Source organism: Streptomyces sp. NBC_00154, from assembly GCF_026342835.1.
In the GTDB taxonomy this organism is placed as follows: Bacteria; Actinomycetota; Actinomycetes; order Streptomycetales; family Streptomycetaceae; genus Streptomyces.
This window is the reverse complement of the sequence record NZ_JAPEMI010000001.1, coordinates 2,691,227-2,709,520: the sequence shown is the minus strand read 5'-3', so window position 1 is coordinate 2,709,520 and position 18,294 is coordinate 2,691,227. Positions and strand designations below refer to the sequence as shown.

Sequence of the window (18,294 nt, the reverse complement as noted above, 5' to 3'; positions counted from 1 at the left end):
GCGTGCGGAGCGTGGGCGGGCAGGCGCGCTGCGGGCCGACCTGTACGGCAGCCGCGGGGGCGTACCGGCGAATGCTCATCGGGCGAGTGGCCGGGATGGTGCCGTTCACGCCCTGGACCGGCGTCGAGCGCCCTGTCCTGAAGTTCTTGATCACTACGGCTCGGCTTCACGTGATCGGAGAGGCCCCCGCGACGGCGACCTGCGTCTTCGTCGCGGGAGGCCTTCTGCACCCTGCAGCGACCGGCCCAGGCCCCGAAGGGCGCGGCGCCGGCTCGAGCCCTTGCCAGGTGGCCCGCGCGTTACAGACTCGCGGACCGCGCCGGGGCCTGCCCCACCTGCCGCCGCGACGCGTCGACCCCGATACCGGCCCGACCGGGCACTGCTAGTAGCGGTCGAGGATCAGCCCGGTCTTGAGGATGTCGCCGTGGTACAGCCAGCCGTGGGACTCCGCGACGTTGATGGCGTCGGTGTGCAGCTTCGCCGCGTCGTCGTAGTTGTCCGTCTTGAAGGACAGTTCGACGACGTACTCGGTGCCCGAACCGCTCGCACCCACGACCGGGAGAACCTCGATGCCGGCGTCGTCGGACGCCTCCCATGCGCCTTCCCAGACCTGCGAGGTCACCGGACCGTGAGACCGGGAGGCCTGGAGGGTCGTCTTGCCCCAGTTGTCGGCGTTCCAGTCCTGGAGCTTGCCCGGGATTTCGTTCACCAGCCAGCTCAGACCGGTGCTGCTGCTCGGCATGGCCGTGCCGGAGTACCCGGAGGCGCTGTGGGACTTCTCGTTGCTGAAGCTGAGGGTCTGCTTGGCGTAGCCCCAGTCGACCTCGGCGTCGTAGTTGGTGTCGCTGCTGTCGAATCCGGCGGCGTTGGCCGTCGTGAGGGCGCCGTCGATGTCGCCGTCGGTGACGGTGAACCGCTTCTTGTAGCTCTCCTCGAACGACGAGCCGCTCTTGTGCCGGAGCCGGACGCTCCAGCCCTGGGCGTCCAGGGCCTGGGCGCCGGTGTCGTAGTAGGTGTACGAACGGGCCTTGGCGGAGCCCGTGATCCCGAAGGCGGACTTCACGGCCGCGAGCGGAGCGTGCGACGCGTCCAGTGCGGCGGTGGTGAGGTTGATCTTCACTTCGTAGGTCGGAACCGCGTTGGACGTGGCCTGCGCGGGCGTCGTGCCGACGAAGAGGGACGCGGACGCGGCCAGGGCGATCGCCACGACGGCGGACGGGCGGATCCCGGCGGTGCGGGAGGTGATCGTCATGGGGGGACGATCCCGGCCGATGATGATCACCGGCTGACCGGCGGATGCGTTCCGCATGAACGTCTGACGCCAAGTGGGGCTGAATGTGGGCCACTTGTGAAGCCCGGCAGTGGCGACGCCGGGACGGTCCCGGCCCGCACACGGGCAGGCCGGGACCGCTCGTGGCCGCCGTCGGCGGCCGGGGAATCAGCGCAGCCGCGCGTCCAGACGGATCTGGACCAGCGTGGTCTCCACACCGCTGTCGACGAGGCGGCCGTCGGGACCGAATGCCCCGGCACCGTCGGTCATGCCGAAGTCGTTGTCGTTGATGACCGCGATCGTCCGCGAGTCGACGACGGCGACGCCCTCGATCTTCTTCGGCGCGCCGGGCACCGTGTTGAGGTCGACGACGAGCTTCTTCGACAGCACCGGCACCCCCGCGGCCGCCGGGTTCGGCAGCGCCTCCAGCGACGGGGTCGTGGCGGTCGAGTCCCAGGCGGTGCCCAGGATGTTGTTCTCGCGCCGCAGCACCACGCGGTGGAGACGGGCGGCCCGGTCCGTGCGCTCCTGCACCAGCAGGGTGTCCGGGCCGATCGCGACCACCGAGGAGACCTTCAGCTCGGTCGGGTCGTCCTCGCCCGGGTCCACCGTGCCGACCGGGTCGAAGGCGTAGGCGTACTCGGCCGTGACTTTGCCCCGGTGGGGCGAGAAGCGCAGCAGACGCGTGGTCCCCGACGCCTCGCCGACCTGCTTGGAGGGGTTGAGCAGCGGGCTCTGCAGGGCGATGACCAGGTCCCCGCCGGGAAGCTGGGCGAGGCCCTCGAAGCCCCGGTTGCCCTTGCGGGTGAGGAACACCGACGGAAGACCCTCGACCACCGGGTAGTCGGCGCCCTTCAGAGCCAGGCCCTTGGGGACGTACCGGGTGAGCACCCGGCCGGTCGCGGAGACATGGACGAGCGACGGGCCGTACTCGTCGACCAGCCAGAACGTGCCGTCGTGAGATCGCACGATGCCTTCGGTGTCCAGCCCGGCGGGGTTGAACCCCAGCGGGGTGGAGGCGTCGTAGGTGTACGGGATCTCGTCACGGCTGCTCTGGTTGGGCAGGCCGGTCACGGGTGCGCCGCTGCGCGTTCTGATCGGGAGCGCCTTGAGGATCTCGAGCCCGGAGCCCTCGACCTTGACCTTGACGATCGCGGGGTCGAAGCCGGGGACCGGGAAGGTCCGCCGGTTGACACCGTCGATCTTGATCTGGCCGTTGGGGCCGCGGTCGGTGACGGTCCAGAACTCGCCGGGCCGCCCGGCCGGGAAGAGGTCGCTGCCGATGCCGCCCAGGTCGACGCCGTGGTCGTCGGCCACCGAGTGGTGCAGCAGGGCGTTGGAGAAGGTGGCGAGCGGGATGTCCGGAAGGGTGGACGTGCGGATGACCTTGCCGGAGACACCCCGCTCGGGTCCCGACTGGGTGGTGGCGTCAGCCGCGGCCGGCAGCAGCAGGGAAACGGCAAGTGCCGAGACTGCTGCGACGGCGATCCGGCGGCGGGCCGGTCGAGTCATGTGTGGGTACCTCCACAACTGGAAACAGTGAAGGGCCATGTTGGACACCGGTGATGAACATCCGTCAGCAGAGCGATGAAGCGAGGGCGTCGCGCCCCCGTCGATAAGGATCGCGGGGAAAGAACGGTGGGGTGGTCGCCGTGCGTGGGCTGCCCCAGGGCGGGTTGCCCTGGGGGAGACCGGTCAGGCGCCCTTCAGGTGCCGCATCAGGCGTTCGAAGTCCTGCCAGCCGGACAGATCCGAAGGGTCGCCGGGCAGCGGGTAGTACAGCGCGGGGCGGGTCTTCGGGCCGAGCTGGACCGGGGGCTCGGACAGCGGGGTGCGCCGGGCGCGGTCGCCGGGCATCTCGCGGACCTCCTCCGCGCCGAGCACGAACGCCACCGGTACGCCGGGACCTTCGAAGCGGGGCGGTACCGCCAGGTCGCGGCGGGCCTTGCGGAGCTGGATCAGCATCGACTGCAGGTGGTGGCGGGTGGCGAGGACTTCTGCCACCCGGGGCAGGGCGTCCACCGGTGGCTCCTCGCCGGCCCCGTAGCCGAACGCCAGGGTGACGTCCTCCTCCACGCCCCCCGTCGTGCGGCTGATACGGACCGTGGCGAGGCCGGGCCGGTCGGGGCCGCCGACCACCACGACCCAGGTCGGCGCGGGCGACCTGTCGTGGGCGACATCGGTGAGCTGGCGCAGTGACCAGGGCAGGTTGGCGGGCTCGGCGGTGCCCCAGCCTGCCGGGGGGTTGCCGGTGAGCTCGCGCCATACCGATTCCAGGGCGCCGCCGAGCACCAGCCGGTCGTCGGCGGGGTGGACGGTGCGGAACGAGATGGCGAGCTGGCGCTCGCCGGTGTCGGCGAACTCCTTGAAGGAGGCGGCCACCGGGGTGCGTGGGTCGTCGGGCGTGGCGTCGATCGCCTCGACCGTTGCGAACATGCCGTTCTGCCAGCTCAGCACGGCGCCGGACAGGCCGTCGTAGTAGCCGTCCCGCTCGTCCTGCACGACCCAGCGCGACGGCCAGCCGGTCAGGCTGTTGCGTACGGCAGGGGAGAGCGTGGTGCCCGGGGAGGTGACGATCTGGAGGCCGAGCTCGGCGTCGGCGGTGGCCCGGAACGCGTCGGAGAGCCATGCGGTCATGGCGACCACCGGCCGGTCCTGGATGACGACGGCCACCTTGTCGGTGAGCGCGTCGATCGCGGGCTGGGCCGCGGCGGGCGTGGGTGCGACGCTGACGCCGTCGGTCTTCACCACGGCGACGGAGCGCGCGGCCTCCGGTGGCCAGGCGGAGCCCCCGGCCAGGGCGATGAGGCGGGCCGCGAAGGTGCCCGCGAGCCGCTCGGCCTCCTCGACGCCGGTGGTGGCGCGCGCTTCGGTCCACCAGAACGGGACGGCGGGTGCGGTCGCCCCGAGCAGCCGCTCGGCCTCGCCGGCGACCTGTACGAGCAGCGGTGCCTCGACGGAGACGAGGGGGCGGCCTTGTTCGTCGCAGAGCCGTACGACGGCGTCCTCGCCCACGGTCTCCACCAGCTTGTCGGGGCCTCCGGAGAGCAGACCGGCGAGCACGGTCAGCGGGTCGGGCATTCTCCGGGTGAGGGCGATGACGTCCTTGGTCATGTGGTCGTCCGGTCCTTCGTGGTGCGGGGTGTGGATGTCGGTGCGGTTCCGCCGGTGGGCGCCGTGCGCGGGACGGTTCCCGGGGGCGTCACCCGGCGGTGTACACGGTCTGGATCAGGCGGTTCGACTGGCCTCTGCGGATGAGCACGCCGCGGCCGGCCGGCTGCTGGGTGGCGTACACCCCGGGGAACAGCTGGCCTTCGCTGCGGTCGCCCGCCATGAGGATCGCGGAGGCGCCGGACTCCCGCAGGCCCTGCATCAGCGGTTCGTACATGCCGCGCGAGGCGCCCGCGACGCGGCGGGTCAGGACGAAGTGGAGCCCGATGTCGACCGCGGAGGGGATGTACGGCAGGAAGGGGGCGAGCGGGGCGAGCCCTGCGGTGGTCAGTACGTCGTAGTCGTCGACGAGGACCACGATCCGTGGACCGCTGCCCCAGCTGCCGGGCTCCAGGTCCTCGGTGTCCGCGCTGTCGTCGGGCAGCCGTTTCTCCAGCTCGGTGGCGATGCCGGCGGCGAGGCCGGCGCACATCTTGGCGTTGTACGCGTAGCCGCCGCGGAACTCCTCGGGGATCGCGCCGCGCAGTCCGCGCCGCGGGTCCATGACGGCGAAGACCAGCTCGTCCTCGCTGTAGCGCTCGATGAGTCCGCCGGCGACGGTCTTGAGCAGGTTCGTCTTGCCGCACTCGCTGTCGCCCATGATCAGCAGGTGCTGGTCGTGGTGGAACAGGTCGAGCAGGACGGGTGCGAGGGCTGTTTGGTCCAGGCCGATCGGTACCCGCTTGGGCTCGGCGACCGGGCCGGGCAGCAGATGAGGTTCCAGGATGTGCGGCAGGACCCGTACGGGCTGGGCGACGTCACCGCTCCAGGTGGCGCGGACGGTGCGGGTCGTCCGTTCCAGGACGGCGCCGAGGTCGGACGTGTCGGGGAGCCCGTCCGTACGGGGGAGCGCGACCTGTGCGAAGAGTTTGCTGTCGGTGAGGATGCGGCCGGGCTCGTCGGGCGACAGGGTCTGGGCGAGCTTGCGGTCGATGCTGGACTCGCTGGGGTCGTTGAGGCGCAGCTCGACTCGGGTGCCGAAGTTCGACTGGGTGGCGATGCGGACGTCGTTCCAGCGGAGCATGCCTGCGACGACATGGATGCCGTAGCCGCCGCCGCGCTTGAGGATGTCGACGACGGCGTCGTCGAGCTCCTCGAAGTCGTCGCGGAGTGCGCCGAAGCCGTCGATGATGAGCACGATCTCGGCGGAGGCCAGCTGGGGCAGCCGGCCTGCCGCGTGCAGGGTGCGCAGCTGCTCGACGGAGTCGATGCCGTGTTCGCGGAAGAGTTCCTCGCGGGCGGCGAGTGCGTTGCGTACTTCTTCGACGGTGCGTCCGGCGCGTTCGCGGTCGGCGCGGCCTGCGACGCCGCCGACGTGCGGCAGGTCCGCCAGTGCCTGGAGCCCTCCGCCGACGAGGTCGAGGCCGTAGACGCCGACTTCCTGCGGGGTGTGGGTCAGTGCGATCGACAGGGCGAGTGTGCGCAGCAGGGTGGTCTTGCCGGACTGCGGGCCGCCGATGACGGCGGCGTGGCCGCCCGCGACCGTGAGGTCCAGGTACCACTGGCCCTGCCACTGTTTGGTGGGGTCGTCGAGCAGACCGAGCGGAACTCGGAGTGGTCCGCTCCGCTTGGCCAGCTGCATGCCGCGCGGGCCGACGTCGAGCGGGCCGGCGACCTTGTCCAGGGCGATGGCGTCGGGCAGCGGCGGCAGCCAGATGCGGCGTACGGGACCGGCGGCGTTCTCCAGCTGTCCGACGATGACGCCCATCTCGGTCGGCCCGGTCTCGCGACGCCGTACGGTCGGCTCCTGCTCGCCGGAACTCTCCTTCTTCGCGAGGGTGTTGAACGCCTCGTACTCGAGGGCGAGCGGCCCGGTCTCCACCTCTTCCGCGCGCTGTACGGGGCCGCGGTAGGCACCGGAGACGTAGCTCGCCTTGAAACGCTCGTAGTGGCTGGTGTCGACCTTGAGGTAGCCGAAGCCGGGCAGTGGCGGCAGGTGGAAGGCGTCCGTGGTGTCCAGGACCGTGCGGGACTCGTCGGCGGAGAAGGTGCGCAGGCCGAGCCGGTACGAGAGGTAGGTGTCCAGGCCCTTGAGCTTGCCGCCCTCGATGCGCTGGCTGGACAGCAGCAGATGCACACCGATGGAGCGGCCGATGCGTCCGATGGACAGGAACAGGTCGATGAAGTCCGGCTTGGCGGTGAGGAGTTCACCGAACTCGTCGATGACGACGAACAGGTGCGGCAACGGGTCCAGGTCGGGTCGGCTGTCGGACCGCAGGGCGGCGTAGTCACCGATGTCGGCGACGTTGCCCGCGTCCTTGAGGACCTGCTGGCGGCGCTTGACCTCACCGGCGAGCGAGGCGTGGACGCGCTCGACGAGACCGGCCTGGTTCTCCAGGTTGGTGATGACACCGGCGACGTGCGGCAGGTCGGCGAACGGTGCGAACGTCGCACCGCCCTTGTAGTCGACGAGGACGAGCGCGAGGTCCTCCGGCGGGTGGGTGGCGACCAGGGCGAGGACGAGGGTGCGCAGCAGCTCCGACTTTCCGGAACCGGTGGCGCCGACGCACAGGCCGTGCGGGCCCATGCCGAGCTCGGAGGACTCCTTGAGGTCGAGGAGCACCGGCTCGCGGGCGTCGCTGACACCGATCGGCACGCGCAGGAAGGAGCGTTCGCCGCGCGGCGCCCACAGGCGTGCGAGGTCGAGCTGCGCGACGTCGTCGATGCCGAGCAGGTTGGCGAAGTCGACGGGTCCGGACAGCGGGGCGTCGACGAGTGACTCGGCGGCGAGCCGCAGCGGTGCCAGCATCCGGGCCAGGCCCTCGGCGAACGGGATGCTGACCTCGTCCACGGTGCCGTGGGCGCTGATCGGTTCCTGTTCGCGCAGGTCCTCGATGACGACCTGGTCGCCGTCGACGGTGATGCGTACGCCGACGTGTCCGGGCTCCTGTACCCGCTGCTCGAGCAGGTGCAGCATCGTGACGCTCATCTCGCGCAGGCCCACCGCGTCGTCGGGGCAGGGCAGGTCCACGGCATCCTCGCCGTGCCCGTCGGCGACGACGAGCAGACGGGACGTCATGGACAGGGCGTCCTTGCCGGACAGGCCGCGGCGCACCTCGGCCGCGTACGAGGCGCGACGGCGCAGCTCCGCTCCGATCTGCCGGGCGAGCTGGGGTGCGGACGGGGCGATACGGCGGGCGGCGACAGGGCCGTCGAGCTGCTCGGGGTCGAGCAGATGCGGCATCCACTTGGCCCACTCCCAGTCGGCGAGCCGGTCGCCGGGTACGGCGAGGGCCATCGCCACGTCGTCGGGGGCGTGGGTGGCGGCGGTCTGGACGAGCAGGGCGCGGGCGACGCGCAGGCAGTCCTCGCGGGGCCCGATCACGCTGACGTTGCCGACGCGGTCGAGCGGGACGGTGAGCGGGAGTTCGGTGCCGGTGCGGAACCGGGACATCAGCGCCGACGCCTCGTTGAGCATGAAGCGGTCGGGCGGGGAGAGGACCGAGGAGCCCTGCTGGGCGACCTTCAGATCGCGTACGGGCATTTCGCCGGTGCCGACGCGGACCCGCAGGAAGTCGCCGTCGAGGCGGCGGCGCTCCCACAGCCGGGCCGGGTCGCGCACTATGTCGTACAGGGCGTCCGGCGGCGGTGTGAGGATCTCGGTGCGTTCGCGTCGTTCGCGTTCCTCACCGGAGAGTTCCTCGCGCAGGTCCTCCAGATAGGCGAGATAGGCCTCGCGCTGGGTGCGGCGGGTGCGCTGGGCCTTGCCGCGCTGGGAGAAGACGAGCGCGACGGAGCCGATGACGGTGACGACGAGGATGATTGCGCCGAGCCCGGCGAACTGACTGTTGCGTACGACGGTCATCATCACGACGGACGACATGACACCGGCGACGGGCAGCAGCGACATCGCGATGTTGCCCGACTTCCCCTCGGGGAGGTTGGGCGGCGCCTCGATGGTGCGTGCCTCGGAGGGGGGCGCGGGCCGGGTGGTCCTTGCCGGGCGGTGGATCAGTCGGGTACTCATCGGCGTCCGTCACTCACGGTCGGGCTCGGCATCTGGGTCAGTGGCGCTTCTGGGAGAGCTGGAAGACGTCCGCGGCGAGGCGGGTGGCGGCCTCCCGGGTCGAGTGGGCGAGCAGCTCGGTACGGATCAGGCCGCCGGCCGCGAGGTGCCGGTCGTACGGCAGGACCTGGACGCTCGCCCCGGTGGACCTGAGCTTCTCTGCGGCCTCGGCCAGGTCGAGTCCCGGGTGCGGCACCAGTTCGGTGAGCACGACGACCGTGCCGGCGATGACATGCTGCGGCAGCCCCTGCATCCACTGGAGCACCGAGTACGTACTGGTGACGCCCTCCAGCGTGGCGGGGGCGGTCAGGACGCGGGCCTGGGAGGCGGAGAGCGCGACCCGGGCGACCTCGGCGGGCAGCGTCTCGCAGTCCACGACCGTGACACCGAAGTAGCGGCGCAGCGAGACCATGACGCCCTCGTACGCCTTGCTGCCCAGCATCGCGCCGATCTGCCCCTGGCTGCCGGGCAGCAGCCAGGCGTTGCCCGGCAGTTGGACGAGGTAGCCGGTGATGTCGAGCAGCGACATCTGCGGTTCGACGATGTCCGCGAAGTCGCCGATGGTCCAGCGCAGCGTCTCCGCGCCGAGCCGCAGCGGCAGGGAGCCGAGCGCCGGATCGGCCTCGACGACGAGGACCGGGTCCTGCCGGTAGTGCGCGTACGTGGTGCCGAGCAGGGCCGCGACGGTCGTCTTGCCGGCGCCGCCCCGGATGGAGGTGACGGAGATCTGCCTGCCGGTCGTCACAGGCTGCTGGAGTACCTCGGCGATCCGGGTGATCTCGGCGACCTCCTTCGCGGCCGACGAGGAGACGGTACGGCGCAGGGCGCGCGTGGCACGCGAGGCGAACGACTGCCCGTGCCGGGGCTTGCGCCCTGCGGTGACCAGGCTCTTGTCCACCACGGGTCGGGAGTCGGGGGTGTGGTGGGGGCGGGTCGTGGGGGTGTAGGCGGAGGTGTGCGCGGGCGTGGCCCGGGGCTGCTGCTGCGCGGGGACGGCCTGCTGGGGCGGGTAGCCGTAGGCGGGGTCCGGTGCGGGGGCACCCTGCTGCTGTGGTGCGTATCCGTACGGGGCGTCGGGTATGGGGCCGGCCTGCTGCTGGGGCGGGTACCCGTATGCGGCGTCCGGCGCGGGGGCGGGCTGGGCGTATCCGACGGGTGCTGCGGGGGCGCCCTGCGACGGTGGGTACCCGTAGCCGGACTCCGATGCGGGGGCGACCTGTTGGGGTGCCGCGTGCCCGGGGGCGGCGTTCGGCGTGGGGCCGCCCTGCGCCTGTCCGGCGGGGCCCTGCGCACCCTGCTGCCCCGCTCCTTGCTGCGGCGGACCCTGCTGCGGCTCGCTCTGCCGGCCGGCGCCGCCGCGCAGGTCGCGCAGCACATCGCCCTGCCAGTTGTCTCCGTTCGGCATGTCAGCCTTCCTCTTTCCGCCCTGCTGCCCCGCTCGGAGCGCCTGAGCGTGGACTCAGAACTTGTTGAGCAGCTGTCCGTACACGCCGAACGCCCCGACGGCGAGCGGGAAGAGCCCCACGACACCGATGGACTCGACCAGGTCGGCCATGCGCCGCAGGCGGACCTGCACATGCTCGGGCGGCTGTACCGCCAGGACGAGCAGCGGCAGGACCGCGGCCGCGCACAGTACGGCGAGCGGCCCGGCGCCTCCGGAGTGCTGCATCCACACCAAGACGAGGCGTACGACGAGGACCGCGGCGGCGGCGATGAGCGCCACGACCTCGGCGACCAGCGGGAAGGCCCGGGCGCGGGAGAGCAGCACGAGGGCCACGAGTGCGGGCAGCGCCGCGGTCCACACGGTCGGTGTCTGCGCCTGGGTGAGCAGCCAGCCGCCGGCCGCCGCGGATACGGCGGTGACCGTCGTCGCGAGAGCGAGGCCGCGGTGGGTGGCCGCGAGCGCGTTGCCCACCTGGTGGCGGCTGACGGAGACGCCGCCGGAGCGGCGGTCGTCGAGTGCGGTCAGCCCGGAGGCCATCAGCGCGAGCCGGGGCAGCAGTCCGAGCAGCACCACGGAGAAGACGGCCATGACGGCGCCGAGCCGGGACAGGTCGTCCTGGACGGCGGCGACGGCTTCCCACACCACGGTGATCGCGGCGGTCGCCACGGCCCCGATGAGTCCGCCGCGGCCGAGCGGCGAGAAGTAGCCGAGCAGCAGCAGTACGAGGACGAGCGCGCCCGCGACGGCCGCGAGCCGTGCGGTTCCCGACCAGGCGTAGGCGTCCGCGGCGGTCCATGCGGTGAGGATGCCGAGGCCGCCGGAGGCGAGCAGCAGGGCGGTAGCGAGGCCGCGGTTGCCCTGCCCGATCTTGGCGACGAGCGCGCCGGTCACCAGGAGGAGGAGTGTGACGGCGACGAGCGCGCCCGCGAGGGCGTCGAGCGCGAACTCGCGGCGGGCGAGCAGTGCCGCGATCACCGCGAATGCGACGGTCGCCACGCCCGCGCTGGCCCGGCGGGCGGCGGGACGCCAGCGCCACGCCTGCAGGTCGAGGTCGTCGGCCACCAGATCGGTGACGTCGTGCACGACGGGGGCGGGCGGCGCGGAGTGGGCCCGGACCAGCCGGAGCACGGCGCCGTCCGCGATCTCGGCGGAGGACAGCGTGCTGTCGTGCGGCAGCGCGGAGCCGTCCGATGTGATCAACTGGCGTGTCATCGGGCGCGATGCGGCCCGGTCGTCCAGCAACTGCAATATGTCCGGAAGCAGTTGACCGATCGGTGTGTCGGACGGCAGGACGATGTCGGCCCGGCGTCGCTCGCCTACCAGGGTCACCCGGCTCAGCTGAGCCCGGGAAGTCATTGCTGTGCTCACCACTTTACGGGAACCTATCGTCGCGACGTTGAGGACGGGGGCCGGCTGGACGCGCCCAGGGTGCTGTTCACGGAAGTCGTCATCGGGCGGCCGGTACTACGGAGAACCCGGGCTGGATTTCCCGGACTTGTCCGGCTTCGCCGTGGGCGTCGGCTGCTCGTACTGCTGCTCCTGGCGCTGCTGCTTCTCCTGCTCGGCCTTCTGCTTCGCCAGCGTGTGCTGGAGGAAGGACCACCCGACGCATCCCGCGCACAGAACGGCCGCGATGGCGATCCCGGCGAACACCTTCCCGAGCCGCTCGTCTGCCGTGCGCCGGGACCGCTGCACACCGAACAGCAGCGCGTCCCGCATCCTGCGGCGGCGTACCGCCACCGACTCCAGAAGCTGGCTGTCGTAATCCCGTGCCATTCGTCGTCCGCTGCCTCAGTCGTCCATTGCCTCAGTCGTCGGCGAACCGTCGCGCGTACCGCGTCCTGCGTCCACTGCATGAACGTTGCCTCGCCGAGCCACTGCCTATCGGGCCCGCCCGACACGCACCACGGCGCCGACGCCGGCCGATGTCGTCCGCGGCGCTGCAGTCGGCTGCGTGTGTTGCGGCATACGGAATCCCCCTTGCTTTGCCTCCGCAACATAAGGCATGGACAAGTCAGCAGTACAACCCGGAGCCGGGAGTGGGACAGACCCCGGACAATCATGAAGCAGAGCCAAAGGAGAGGAATCAGGGCGATACAGACGGTGCACCGGTGAGTTGTGGGGCGGGGGATGAGGAACGGCGGGGCGCCGGGGCTGCCCGGTCCGCAACGATGCCGATGAACGACCGGTACTGCTCGGCCCGGTGGGCCTGTACCCCCCGAGTCGTGCGGCTCGGTTGCTCCGCACCGGCTTCGGTACGCGCATGTGCCTGCCCGAATACCGAAGATCCTTCGCCACGGCGCCGCGCCTCCATGGACGATCTCCGTCAACTGCAGTTTGGGGCTCAGGTGTCGAGTTCGCCGACCCAGCCGAACTCCAGGAGCTCCTTGGGCAGGTACTCGGACTCGACCTCGATCGGCATGTCGGCATCGCGGGCCATACAGGCGATGGCGAGCGGGCCGAGGGCCACCAGGCCTTCGCCGCTCAGGGAACGTGCCTCGTTCGCGGTCCAGTACTCCTTGTGCCAGGTGAGAGCCGTGGCCAGCGATTCGTTGAACCGCTCGGTCTCCCGGCGCAGGTAGAGGTGGAAGAGCTCGAGGGGCGGATACAGGATCTTCAGCATCAGCTCTTTGCCTGCGATCTGTGTGGTCTCGGGGTCGGTGCCGTTGACCGCGGTGACCAGGGTGTCCCAAGTTTCGGCCGAACCAGGCGTTCTGAAGGGTCTCCACCCACGCGTATATGTACTCGTCGAACATGGCACCCGACTCACGCAGGAACGAGACGGGCACTTGGGCCAGCTGGTTGGCACGGCCGTTCTCGCGGCAGACCACCGCCAGGTAGTAGGAGGTGAGCCAGCTTCCCGCGTGCAGATAGTCCTGAGGTCCGGTCGCGGGAAGGTTCTTCACCTCGCCGTCGGCCCGATACGGCACGGCACAGGTCCCTCGGCCGCGGTGCCCGCGGCGAACAGTGCGGAGCCGACCTGCATGGCTGTGACCCATGCCTCCCACGTCGGGAACTTCTGCGCTGTGGGGTCCGCCAAGCAGTACGACTTGACCACAGTCAGCATGCTGCTCAGGGCACGGGAGCGGGATGTCTCCGACGTCTCAAGCCGGTCGAGTACCTGGCTGACGCTCTGGATACGAGCCGCCATGGCCTCCGCCATACCTTCTATGGGGAACTCATGACGGGTAACGTTCGTGCTCACTGATTCTCTCCTCTTCGTCGACCAGGAGAATGCACGGGTCAACAGGGGGCGCTGGCCTGCAACGATGAGCCGCTTGATCATGTCCCGGACCGGGACTGCGGTGACGGTCGCGGCGTCGACACCGGGTTCCGGGCGGACTTGATGCGCCCGGCGCGGGTCCCTGGCGCACCATGCAGGGGAGGGGCGACGGTCACATCCCTCACGCCGACGGCTCCCGCGCGAATTCCCTGCCGGCCGAGCCGCCGCCGAACCACTGCGTGAACACAATGAAGCACTTCGACATCGGCTGGAGAGGGCTGCGCGGTGCTTGCAACCGTAACCCGCCACGAATACCCCACAGATGGCGCGGCGGAGGAGGCGGAACTGCTCCATACGGCAGCAGTTCAAGCCATCGACGGCCTTGAGGGAAATTCTCAGGTAATTGATCAAGCACTGAGGGCAACGAGTCCCGCGCTACGCGTCCCGGACACGCGCAGCGGCGACATCGGTATGACGGTCAGAGATGGACCAGGCCGGTGACTCCGCTTATGCCAGGGAGGGCTTATCCCTCGCCCTTGCGCCAGTTCTTCGTGGGCCGACCCTTTTCGTCCCACTGGCGATCCGCCAGCAAGGTCAACCCGTCTTCGGCGAACACGCGCTCAGCGGCGAGCGTGCCGTTCGGGTGCCACTCTTTGGAAACCCCTACAGGAAGCCCCATGCGGGCTGTTCCCTCGGACCTGAGCGTGCCGTCCTTGTACCACTCACGGCTGGGACCGTCCTGCACGCCGGCCACGTAGGAATCCAGGCTGACAACAACGCCCCCCAGGCGTTCTTCGGCCTCGCCCGTGAAGAGTTCCCCCCGGTACAGCACGCGCTGCCCCTGATCCATATCGACGTCGGGGTCGTCGATGTCGATTCGTGTTACCTCGGCCATCAGGGAATCCAATTGTCGTCGGTCGGCGGATTGCCGGTGAACCTTCCATGCGAGCTGTCCACGCCATCCAGCATAAGGTTGCAGTTTGCGCAGAAGGAAGCGGGGCGTCCAGGAAGATCGGTCTTCATGTGTGACAGGAATGGGAACTCGACTGAAGCGTGGAGCTCTGAGAGTGCTGCTTCACCATCCGGGAGACCCAACTTCTTCCGCTCCCAGAGCAGTTCGTTGACAGCCTTGACTTCGGCATGTCCGAGTGGGTGATCCGGGGCAGGCTTGGAGTCGAGGATCGACTCGTACCTTGCGGCAATTGTCGGGTGGACGCGGTCGGTAGGAATGATGTTGTCGAATTTCCCGTTGATTCCCTCGAAGACCATCCCCGTTCGCAGATCCATGACGGAGCCGACACAAGCTCCGACCTGTTTCCTGGGGAAGATCCCGAGTTCCTTGGCTTCCTTGTACGCAGCACCGCGCTGGAAGGAGAGGTCCTTGAGGAAATGCTCGAAATTGCGACCGTCGACATGGGTTATCAGACCGTCTGAATTTCGCTGCACTCGACTCTCCGGTAGCTGACCGAGGAGCTTCTCGCCCGGGCCCGGGGGTGGGAGTGGTTCATCTCCGAATCGGATCGGTTCCGCAGCCCGCCGAGAGACGTCCTCCGCAACCGTGCCCCCTGGCTCACGAACGTCCCTCTCGCTGGGGTGCGTGCTGTCGCCTGAGTGGTCGTGTGGCGTCGCACCCTCGCTGTTGTGGCCGTCCGACCCAGGGTCGTGAGCGTCGTGACCGTCCCTACTGCCCTGGTGCACGGCGTCGTCGGTGTGGTTGCCCGGCGCGTGGTCATCGTGGTGCGGGGACGTGTGGTCGTGCGGTCCGCCGGGCCCTTCACCGTGGCTGCCGCCGATGGGCGGTTCGTGGCTGGTTGAGGGCCCGTGTCCGAGGTCGTCGGCGTGGCCGCCCGGAAGGGTGTCGCCGACGTTGCCGCCGGGGACGTGGTGGGAGCCGTCGCCGGGGAGGTTGTCGCCGGCGTGGCCGGTGGGCATGTGGTCGCCGACTCCGCCTCCGGGGAGGTGGTTGCCTGCGTTGCCTCCGGGAAGGTTGTCGCCGATGTTGCCGCCCGGGAGGTTGTCGCCGGTGCGGCCGATGTCGCCGAGGTCGTTGCCGAGGCTGTCGCCGATGCGGATGACGTGGTCGCCCGCGTTGGCGCCGACGTGGGCCGTGGTGTCGGCGGTGTGGGCGCCCGCGCCTACCAGCGCCGGTTCCCTGTCCGGGGTGCCGGTGTGCGGGGTGTCGGCGCCGGTGTCGGGGTTGATGTCGGGGGAGCCTTCGACGCGGGCGTCGTCGACCTTCTGGAGAACGTTGCCGTTCTCGTCGAGGAGGTTGTACTCGTTGTCGAAGTAGCGTGCGGGTGCGCCGGGTGCCGTGGGCAGCTTGGTGGCGCCCTCGGGCAGGACCGGGACATCGTCGGGGAGCTTGAAATTACCGTCGGGGAGCTTGACCGCTCCGTCCGGGATGGCTGCTCCCTCGGGGAGGTGTACGGCACCGTCGGGCAGCTTGAGCGCACCCTCCGGCAGCACGATCGCATCATCGGGCAGCTTCGGGATCTCGATGTTCTCGATCCCCTTGAGGCCCTTCGCAATGTCGCCGATTTTGGAGAGGCCTGCGCCTGCGCCTTTGGCGATGTAGGTCATGGGGTCGATGACCTTGCCGGCTTTGCCTGCGACGGAGAGGACCTTGGCGACGGCGCCGGCTTTGCCGGCGCCGGAGACTCCGGCGCCTGCGCCGCCGGTGAAGACGGTGGTCAGGACGTTGAAGGTGACGGCTCCGGCGGCGCGTCCGGGGTTCTTGCCCCATTCGTCCCAGGCGACGAGTGCTTTGCCGGTTTCCTTCATCGCGGTGCGTGAGTCACGCAGCCAGGAGGGGAGTTTGTCGTCGGGCAGGGTCCAGAACAGGGCGCCTGCGCCGGGGATCGAGGTGATCGCGAGGCCGGTGGCGAGTTGGGCGAGGCCTTTCCAGGCCTGGCCCATGGCGTCCCAGCCGCCGAACCCGACGAGGGTTCCCAGGCCCTTGATGGTGCCCCAGATCCCGTCGACGATCAGTCCGTCCCAGACGAACGATTTGACCCAGTGGCCGACTTCCCAGACGTGGTGCTTTTCCTCGACCGGGTCGCCCCAGGGGAGTTTCGCGTTCTTGAGGTCGTCGGCGTTGAATCCGTACTGGTCTTTGCGGTCGGATCCGTCGCCGGCGACCATCTGGGTTCCGCCGAACAGGGCGGTGATCTTGTTGTGGCAGGTGCGTTCGGCGGCCCAGAACGCGGCGACGGTCGCGGTGACGTCGTCGCGGAGCTGGTTGTGCTCGTCGACCTTGTCCTCGTCGTATTCCCAGTCGTCGTCGCCCTTGTTCGCGTTGACGAACGTCGTCGCGTCCGTCTTCAGCTGCTCGAGCTTCGCGGCCAGCGGGCGGACTTCGGTGGCGTAGTCGGAGAGGGCGGTGGAGACTTTTTCCAGGTCGTCGGCGAAGGTGTCGGCCCGGTCCTGGACCGGTTTCGTCGACGCGAAGAGTTTCTCCGCCTCGGGTGCCTGGTAGTAGGCGGACAGGCCCTGGAACTGGGTGTGGACGTCGGATCCGGTGCTGCGGATGTGCCCGGCGTCCGTCTTGAGGCTGCCGTAGTCCTTCTCCAGCTGGCCGAGGTTGCCGGTGAACTGCGGTATCGCTTCCGGCTTGATCACTTGGTCTGCACCCCGGGCTTCGTCAGGTCCAGGTCCGGGATGCCCAAAGCCTTGCGCTGCGATTCGGCGGCCATTTCCAGGTCACCGTTGAGGTAGGCGGTCGTCGCGTCCACCGCGCCGGTCAGGGATTTCCCGGCCCGGGCGGCGATGAACTTCAGGTCTGTCGTGGCGTGTTCGGCGTACTGCGACAGGGCGAGAGCGACCAGGCCGCCACCGGCCTTCTCCCCGCCCTCACCACCGTCCTCCGCGGTGATCGTGCCCGCACTCGTCGCCGCCGACGTCAGATGCGTGCCGTACGACTTCGCGTACGTCTCGATCTTCCCCGCCGTCTCACCCGTCGTCTTCAGCACACCCTGAATACCCTGCGGCTTCAGATCCCACCCGGTCACCAGCACACCCCCGTGCCCCAACTAGCCCGCCACGAACAGTCGAACAAAACGTTTCCGCGCGCACCACGGCCCCGGGGGTCAACACCCCCGGAAATCCGGCCCGGTGAAGTCTCAGCCGATGTTGTCGACGGCTGCCTTCGCGCGCGTGATCGTGTGCTGCGCGGTGCCGTCGTTCTTCTCCAGCGTCGTCTTCAGCAGCTGGATGATGCTCTTGACCTCCTGCGAGGCCCGGTTCCACCGCATTTCCTTGCCGTGGTACTCATCCGCCACACCGTCCGCGGTGAAGTCCGCCATCGCGGCCTTCACCTGGCCGTCACGCGCCGCGATCACTTCCTCCAGACGCGCGATCACGACCTGGATGTTGCCCTGCGCATCCGCCGACGCACCCGTGTCATACGCGCGACGATCACTGCCACCAGCCATCAACAAACACTCCCCGTGAAATCCGTGAAATCTGTGGACCCATGAAACCGAGAGGCGGTCAGCGTCCGCCGAAGCGGGCCGCGTCGAAGTTCGCGGCGCCCATCTGCTGACGGGCGTTGTCGCCCTGCTCCTGGTCACCCGAGCCGAACGCCTGCTCCATGCCCGACTGACCACCCAGCAGCGCCGACAACGAACCGTTCAACGCCGCCGTGATCTCGTCCGACCGGTTCTTGAACGAATCGAACGCCACCCGCCCCGCACCGTTGAACTTCCCCTCCAACGGCACCGCCGCCTGCACCAGTTGACGGATCAGCGTGCCCAAGTCATCACTCGAACCACGCGACTTCGACGTCAGATTCGACAGAACCTGCGCCCCCATGTCGAACTTCATTCGCTTCCCCCTGCCACACCAAGTGATCCTTTACAAAGCCATCCTGACGAACGAGTGGCGCCGGTTCAACCCGAGGCCGCCCGTTGTGACCAACGCATGACAGTGCCGACTGCGATCAGTCACGCCGTGTCCGGCTCCCTGGCCAACTCTTTGAGAGCGGCAAGGGTAGGCGCCTCGGCCTGCGAACCAGGGACGACATGACTCGATTCGATGTCGCTCGAATCCCTGATCATCTCGGCGACGGCGACGGTAGGAGCTGTACCTCGCGCCTTGAACTCGCGCAGTTTCATCTCCCACAGAAAGCCACCATTGAATGCGCG

13 protein-coding genes and 1 pseudogene are annotated in these 18,294 nt (G+C 69.5%); all 14 read right to left on the bottom strand.

What is annotated here, in order from left to right; all coding sequences use genetic code 11:
* Positions 1-382: 382 nt before the first annotated feature.
* A complete protein-coding gene (locus tag OHA03_RS12070; RefSeq protein WP_267003533.1) occupies positions 383-1,252 on the bottom strand; it encodes a hypothetical protein in 870 nt (289 codons plus the stop codon).
* A 186-nt stretch (positions 1,253-1,438) separates the two neighbouring features.
* The gene (locus OHA03_RS12065; RefSeq protein WP_267003531.1) at positions 1,439-2,782 is read right to left on the bottom strand and encodes an esterase-like activity of phytase family protein; all 1,344 of its coding nucleotides are present in this window, start codon (positions 2,780-2,782) and stop codon (positions 1,439-1,441) included.
* A 183-nt stretch (positions 2,783-2,965) separates the two neighbouring features.
* On the bottom strand, positions 2,966-4,384 hold the full coding sequence (locus OHA03_RS12060) for a DUF6177 family protein (RefSeq protein WP_267003529.1): 1,419 nt from the start codon (positions 4,382-4,384) through the stop codon (positions 2,966-2,968).
* A gap of 88 nt (positions 4,385-4,472) precedes the next feature.
* The gene (gene eccCa / locus OHA03_RS12055; protein ID WP_267003527.1) at positions 4,473-8,447 is read right to left on the bottom strand and encodes a type VII secretion protein EccCa; all 3,975 of its coding nucleotides are present in this window, start codon (positions 8,445-8,447) and stop codon (positions 4,473-4,475) included.
* Between the two features lie 37 nt (positions 8,448-8,484).
* Positions 8,485-9,891, bottom strand: coding sequence for a MinD/ParA family protein (locus OHA03_RS12050; RefSeq protein WP_267003525.1), 1,407 nt, complete (start codon positions 9,889-9,891; stop codon positions 8,485-8,487).
* A gap of 54 nt (positions 9,892-9,945) precedes the next feature.
* Positions 9,946-11,286, bottom strand: coding sequence for a type VII secretion integral membrane protein EccD (gene eccD / locus OHA03_RS12045; RefSeq protein WP_267003523.1), 1,341 nt, complete (start codon positions 11,284-11,286; stop codon positions 9,946-9,948).
* A gap of 108 nt (positions 11,287-11,394) precedes the next feature.
* A complete protein-coding gene (locus tag OHA03_RS12040; protein ID WP_267003521.1) occupies positions 11,395-11,706 on the bottom strand; it encodes a hypothetical protein in 312 nt (103 codons plus the stop codon).
* A gap of 568 nt (positions 11,707-12,274) precedes the next feature.
* A pseudogene (locus OHA03_RS47810) lies at positions 12,275-12,929 on the bottom strand (immunity 49 family protein).
* A complete protein-coding gene (locus tag OHA03_RS12025) occupies positions 12,833-13,135 on the bottom strand; it encodes a hypothetical protein (protein ID WP_267003519.1) in 303 nt (100 codons plus the stop codon). Before OHA03_RS12025 ends, OHA03_RS47810 begins: the two are co-directional and overlap by 97 nt.
* 541 nt (positions 13,136-13,676) lie before the next feature.
* The gene (locus tag OHA03_RS12020; RefSeq protein WP_267003517.1) at positions 13,677-14,048 is read right to left on the bottom strand and encodes a toxin-antitoxin system YwqK family antitoxin; all 372 of its coding nucleotides are present in this window, start codon (positions 14,046-14,048) and stop codon (positions 13,677-13,679) included.
* Positions 14,048-16,771 (bottom strand): hypothetical protein, encoded by a 2,724-nt coding sequence (locus tag OHA03_RS12015; protein ID WP_267003515.1) that lies wholly within the window; start codon positions 16,769-16,771, stop codon positions 14,048-14,050. Before OHA03_RS12015 ends, OHA03_RS12020 begins: the two co-directional genes overlap by 1 nt.
* The gene (locus OHA03_RS12010; protein ID WP_267003505.1) at positions 16,768-17,160 is read right to left on the bottom strand and encodes a DUF6507 family protein; all 393 of its coding nucleotides are present in this window, start codon (positions 17,158-17,160) and stop codon (positions 16,768-16,770) included. Before OHA03_RS12010 ends, OHA03_RS12015 begins: the two co-directional genes overlap by 4 nt.
* 111 nt (positions 17,161-17,271) lie before the next feature.
* A complete protein-coding gene (locus OHA03_RS12005; protein ID WP_267003503.1) occupies positions 17,272-17,583 on the bottom strand; it encodes a pore-forming ESAT-6 family protein in 312 nt (103 codons plus the stop codon).
* Positions 17,584-17,641: 58 nt separating this feature from the next.
* A complete protein-coding gene (locus OHA03_RS12000; RefSeq protein WP_267003513.1) occupies positions 17,642-17,974 on the bottom strand; it encodes a hypothetical protein in 333 nt (110 codons plus the stop codon).
* Positions 17,975-18,294: the final 320 nt, after the last annotated feature.

Bases quoted from the DNA above. Each gene is read 5' to 3' on its own strand.
- eccD (WP_267003523.1), bottom strand. From the start codon at position 11,286: ATGACTTCCCGGGCTCAGCTGAGCCGGGTGACCCTGGTAGGCGAGCGA.
- OHA03_RS12005 (WP_267003503.1), bottom strand. From the start codon at position 17,583: ATGGCTGGTGGCAGTGATCGTCGCGCGTATGACACGGGTGCGTCGGCG.
- OHA03_RS12060 (WP_267003529.1), bottom strand. From the start codon at position 4,384: ATGACCAAGGACGTCATCGCCCTCACCCGGAGAATGCCCGACCCGCTG.
- OHA03_RS12050 (WP_267003525.1), bottom strand. From the start codon at position 9,891: ATGCCGAACGGAGACAACTGGCAGGGCGATGTGCTGCGCGACCTGCGC.
- OHA03_RS12020 (WP_267003517.1), bottom strand. From the start codon at position 14,048: ATGGCCGAGGTAACACGAATCGACATCGACGACCCCGACGTCGATATG.
- OHA03_RS12040 (WP_267003521.1), bottom strand. From the start codon at position 11,706: ATGGCACGGGATTACGACAGCCAGCTTCTGGAGTCGGTGGCGGTACGC.
- OHA03_RS12000 (WP_267003513.1), bottom strand. From the start codon at position 17,974: ATGAAGTTCGACATGGGGGCGCAGGTTCTGTCGAATCTGACGTCGAAG.
- eccCa (WP_267003527.1), bottom strand. From the start codon at position 8,447: ATGAGTACCCGACTGATCCACCGCCCGGCAAGGACCACCCGGCCCGCG.
- OHA03_RS12065 (WP_267003531.1), bottom strand. From the start codon at position 2,782: ATGACTCGACCGGCCCGCCGCCGGATCGCCGTCGCAGCAGTCTCGGCA.
- OHA03_RS12070 (WP_267003533.1), bottom strand. From the start codon at position 1,252: ATGACGATCACCTCCCGCACCGCCGGGATCCGCCCGTCCGCCGTCGTG.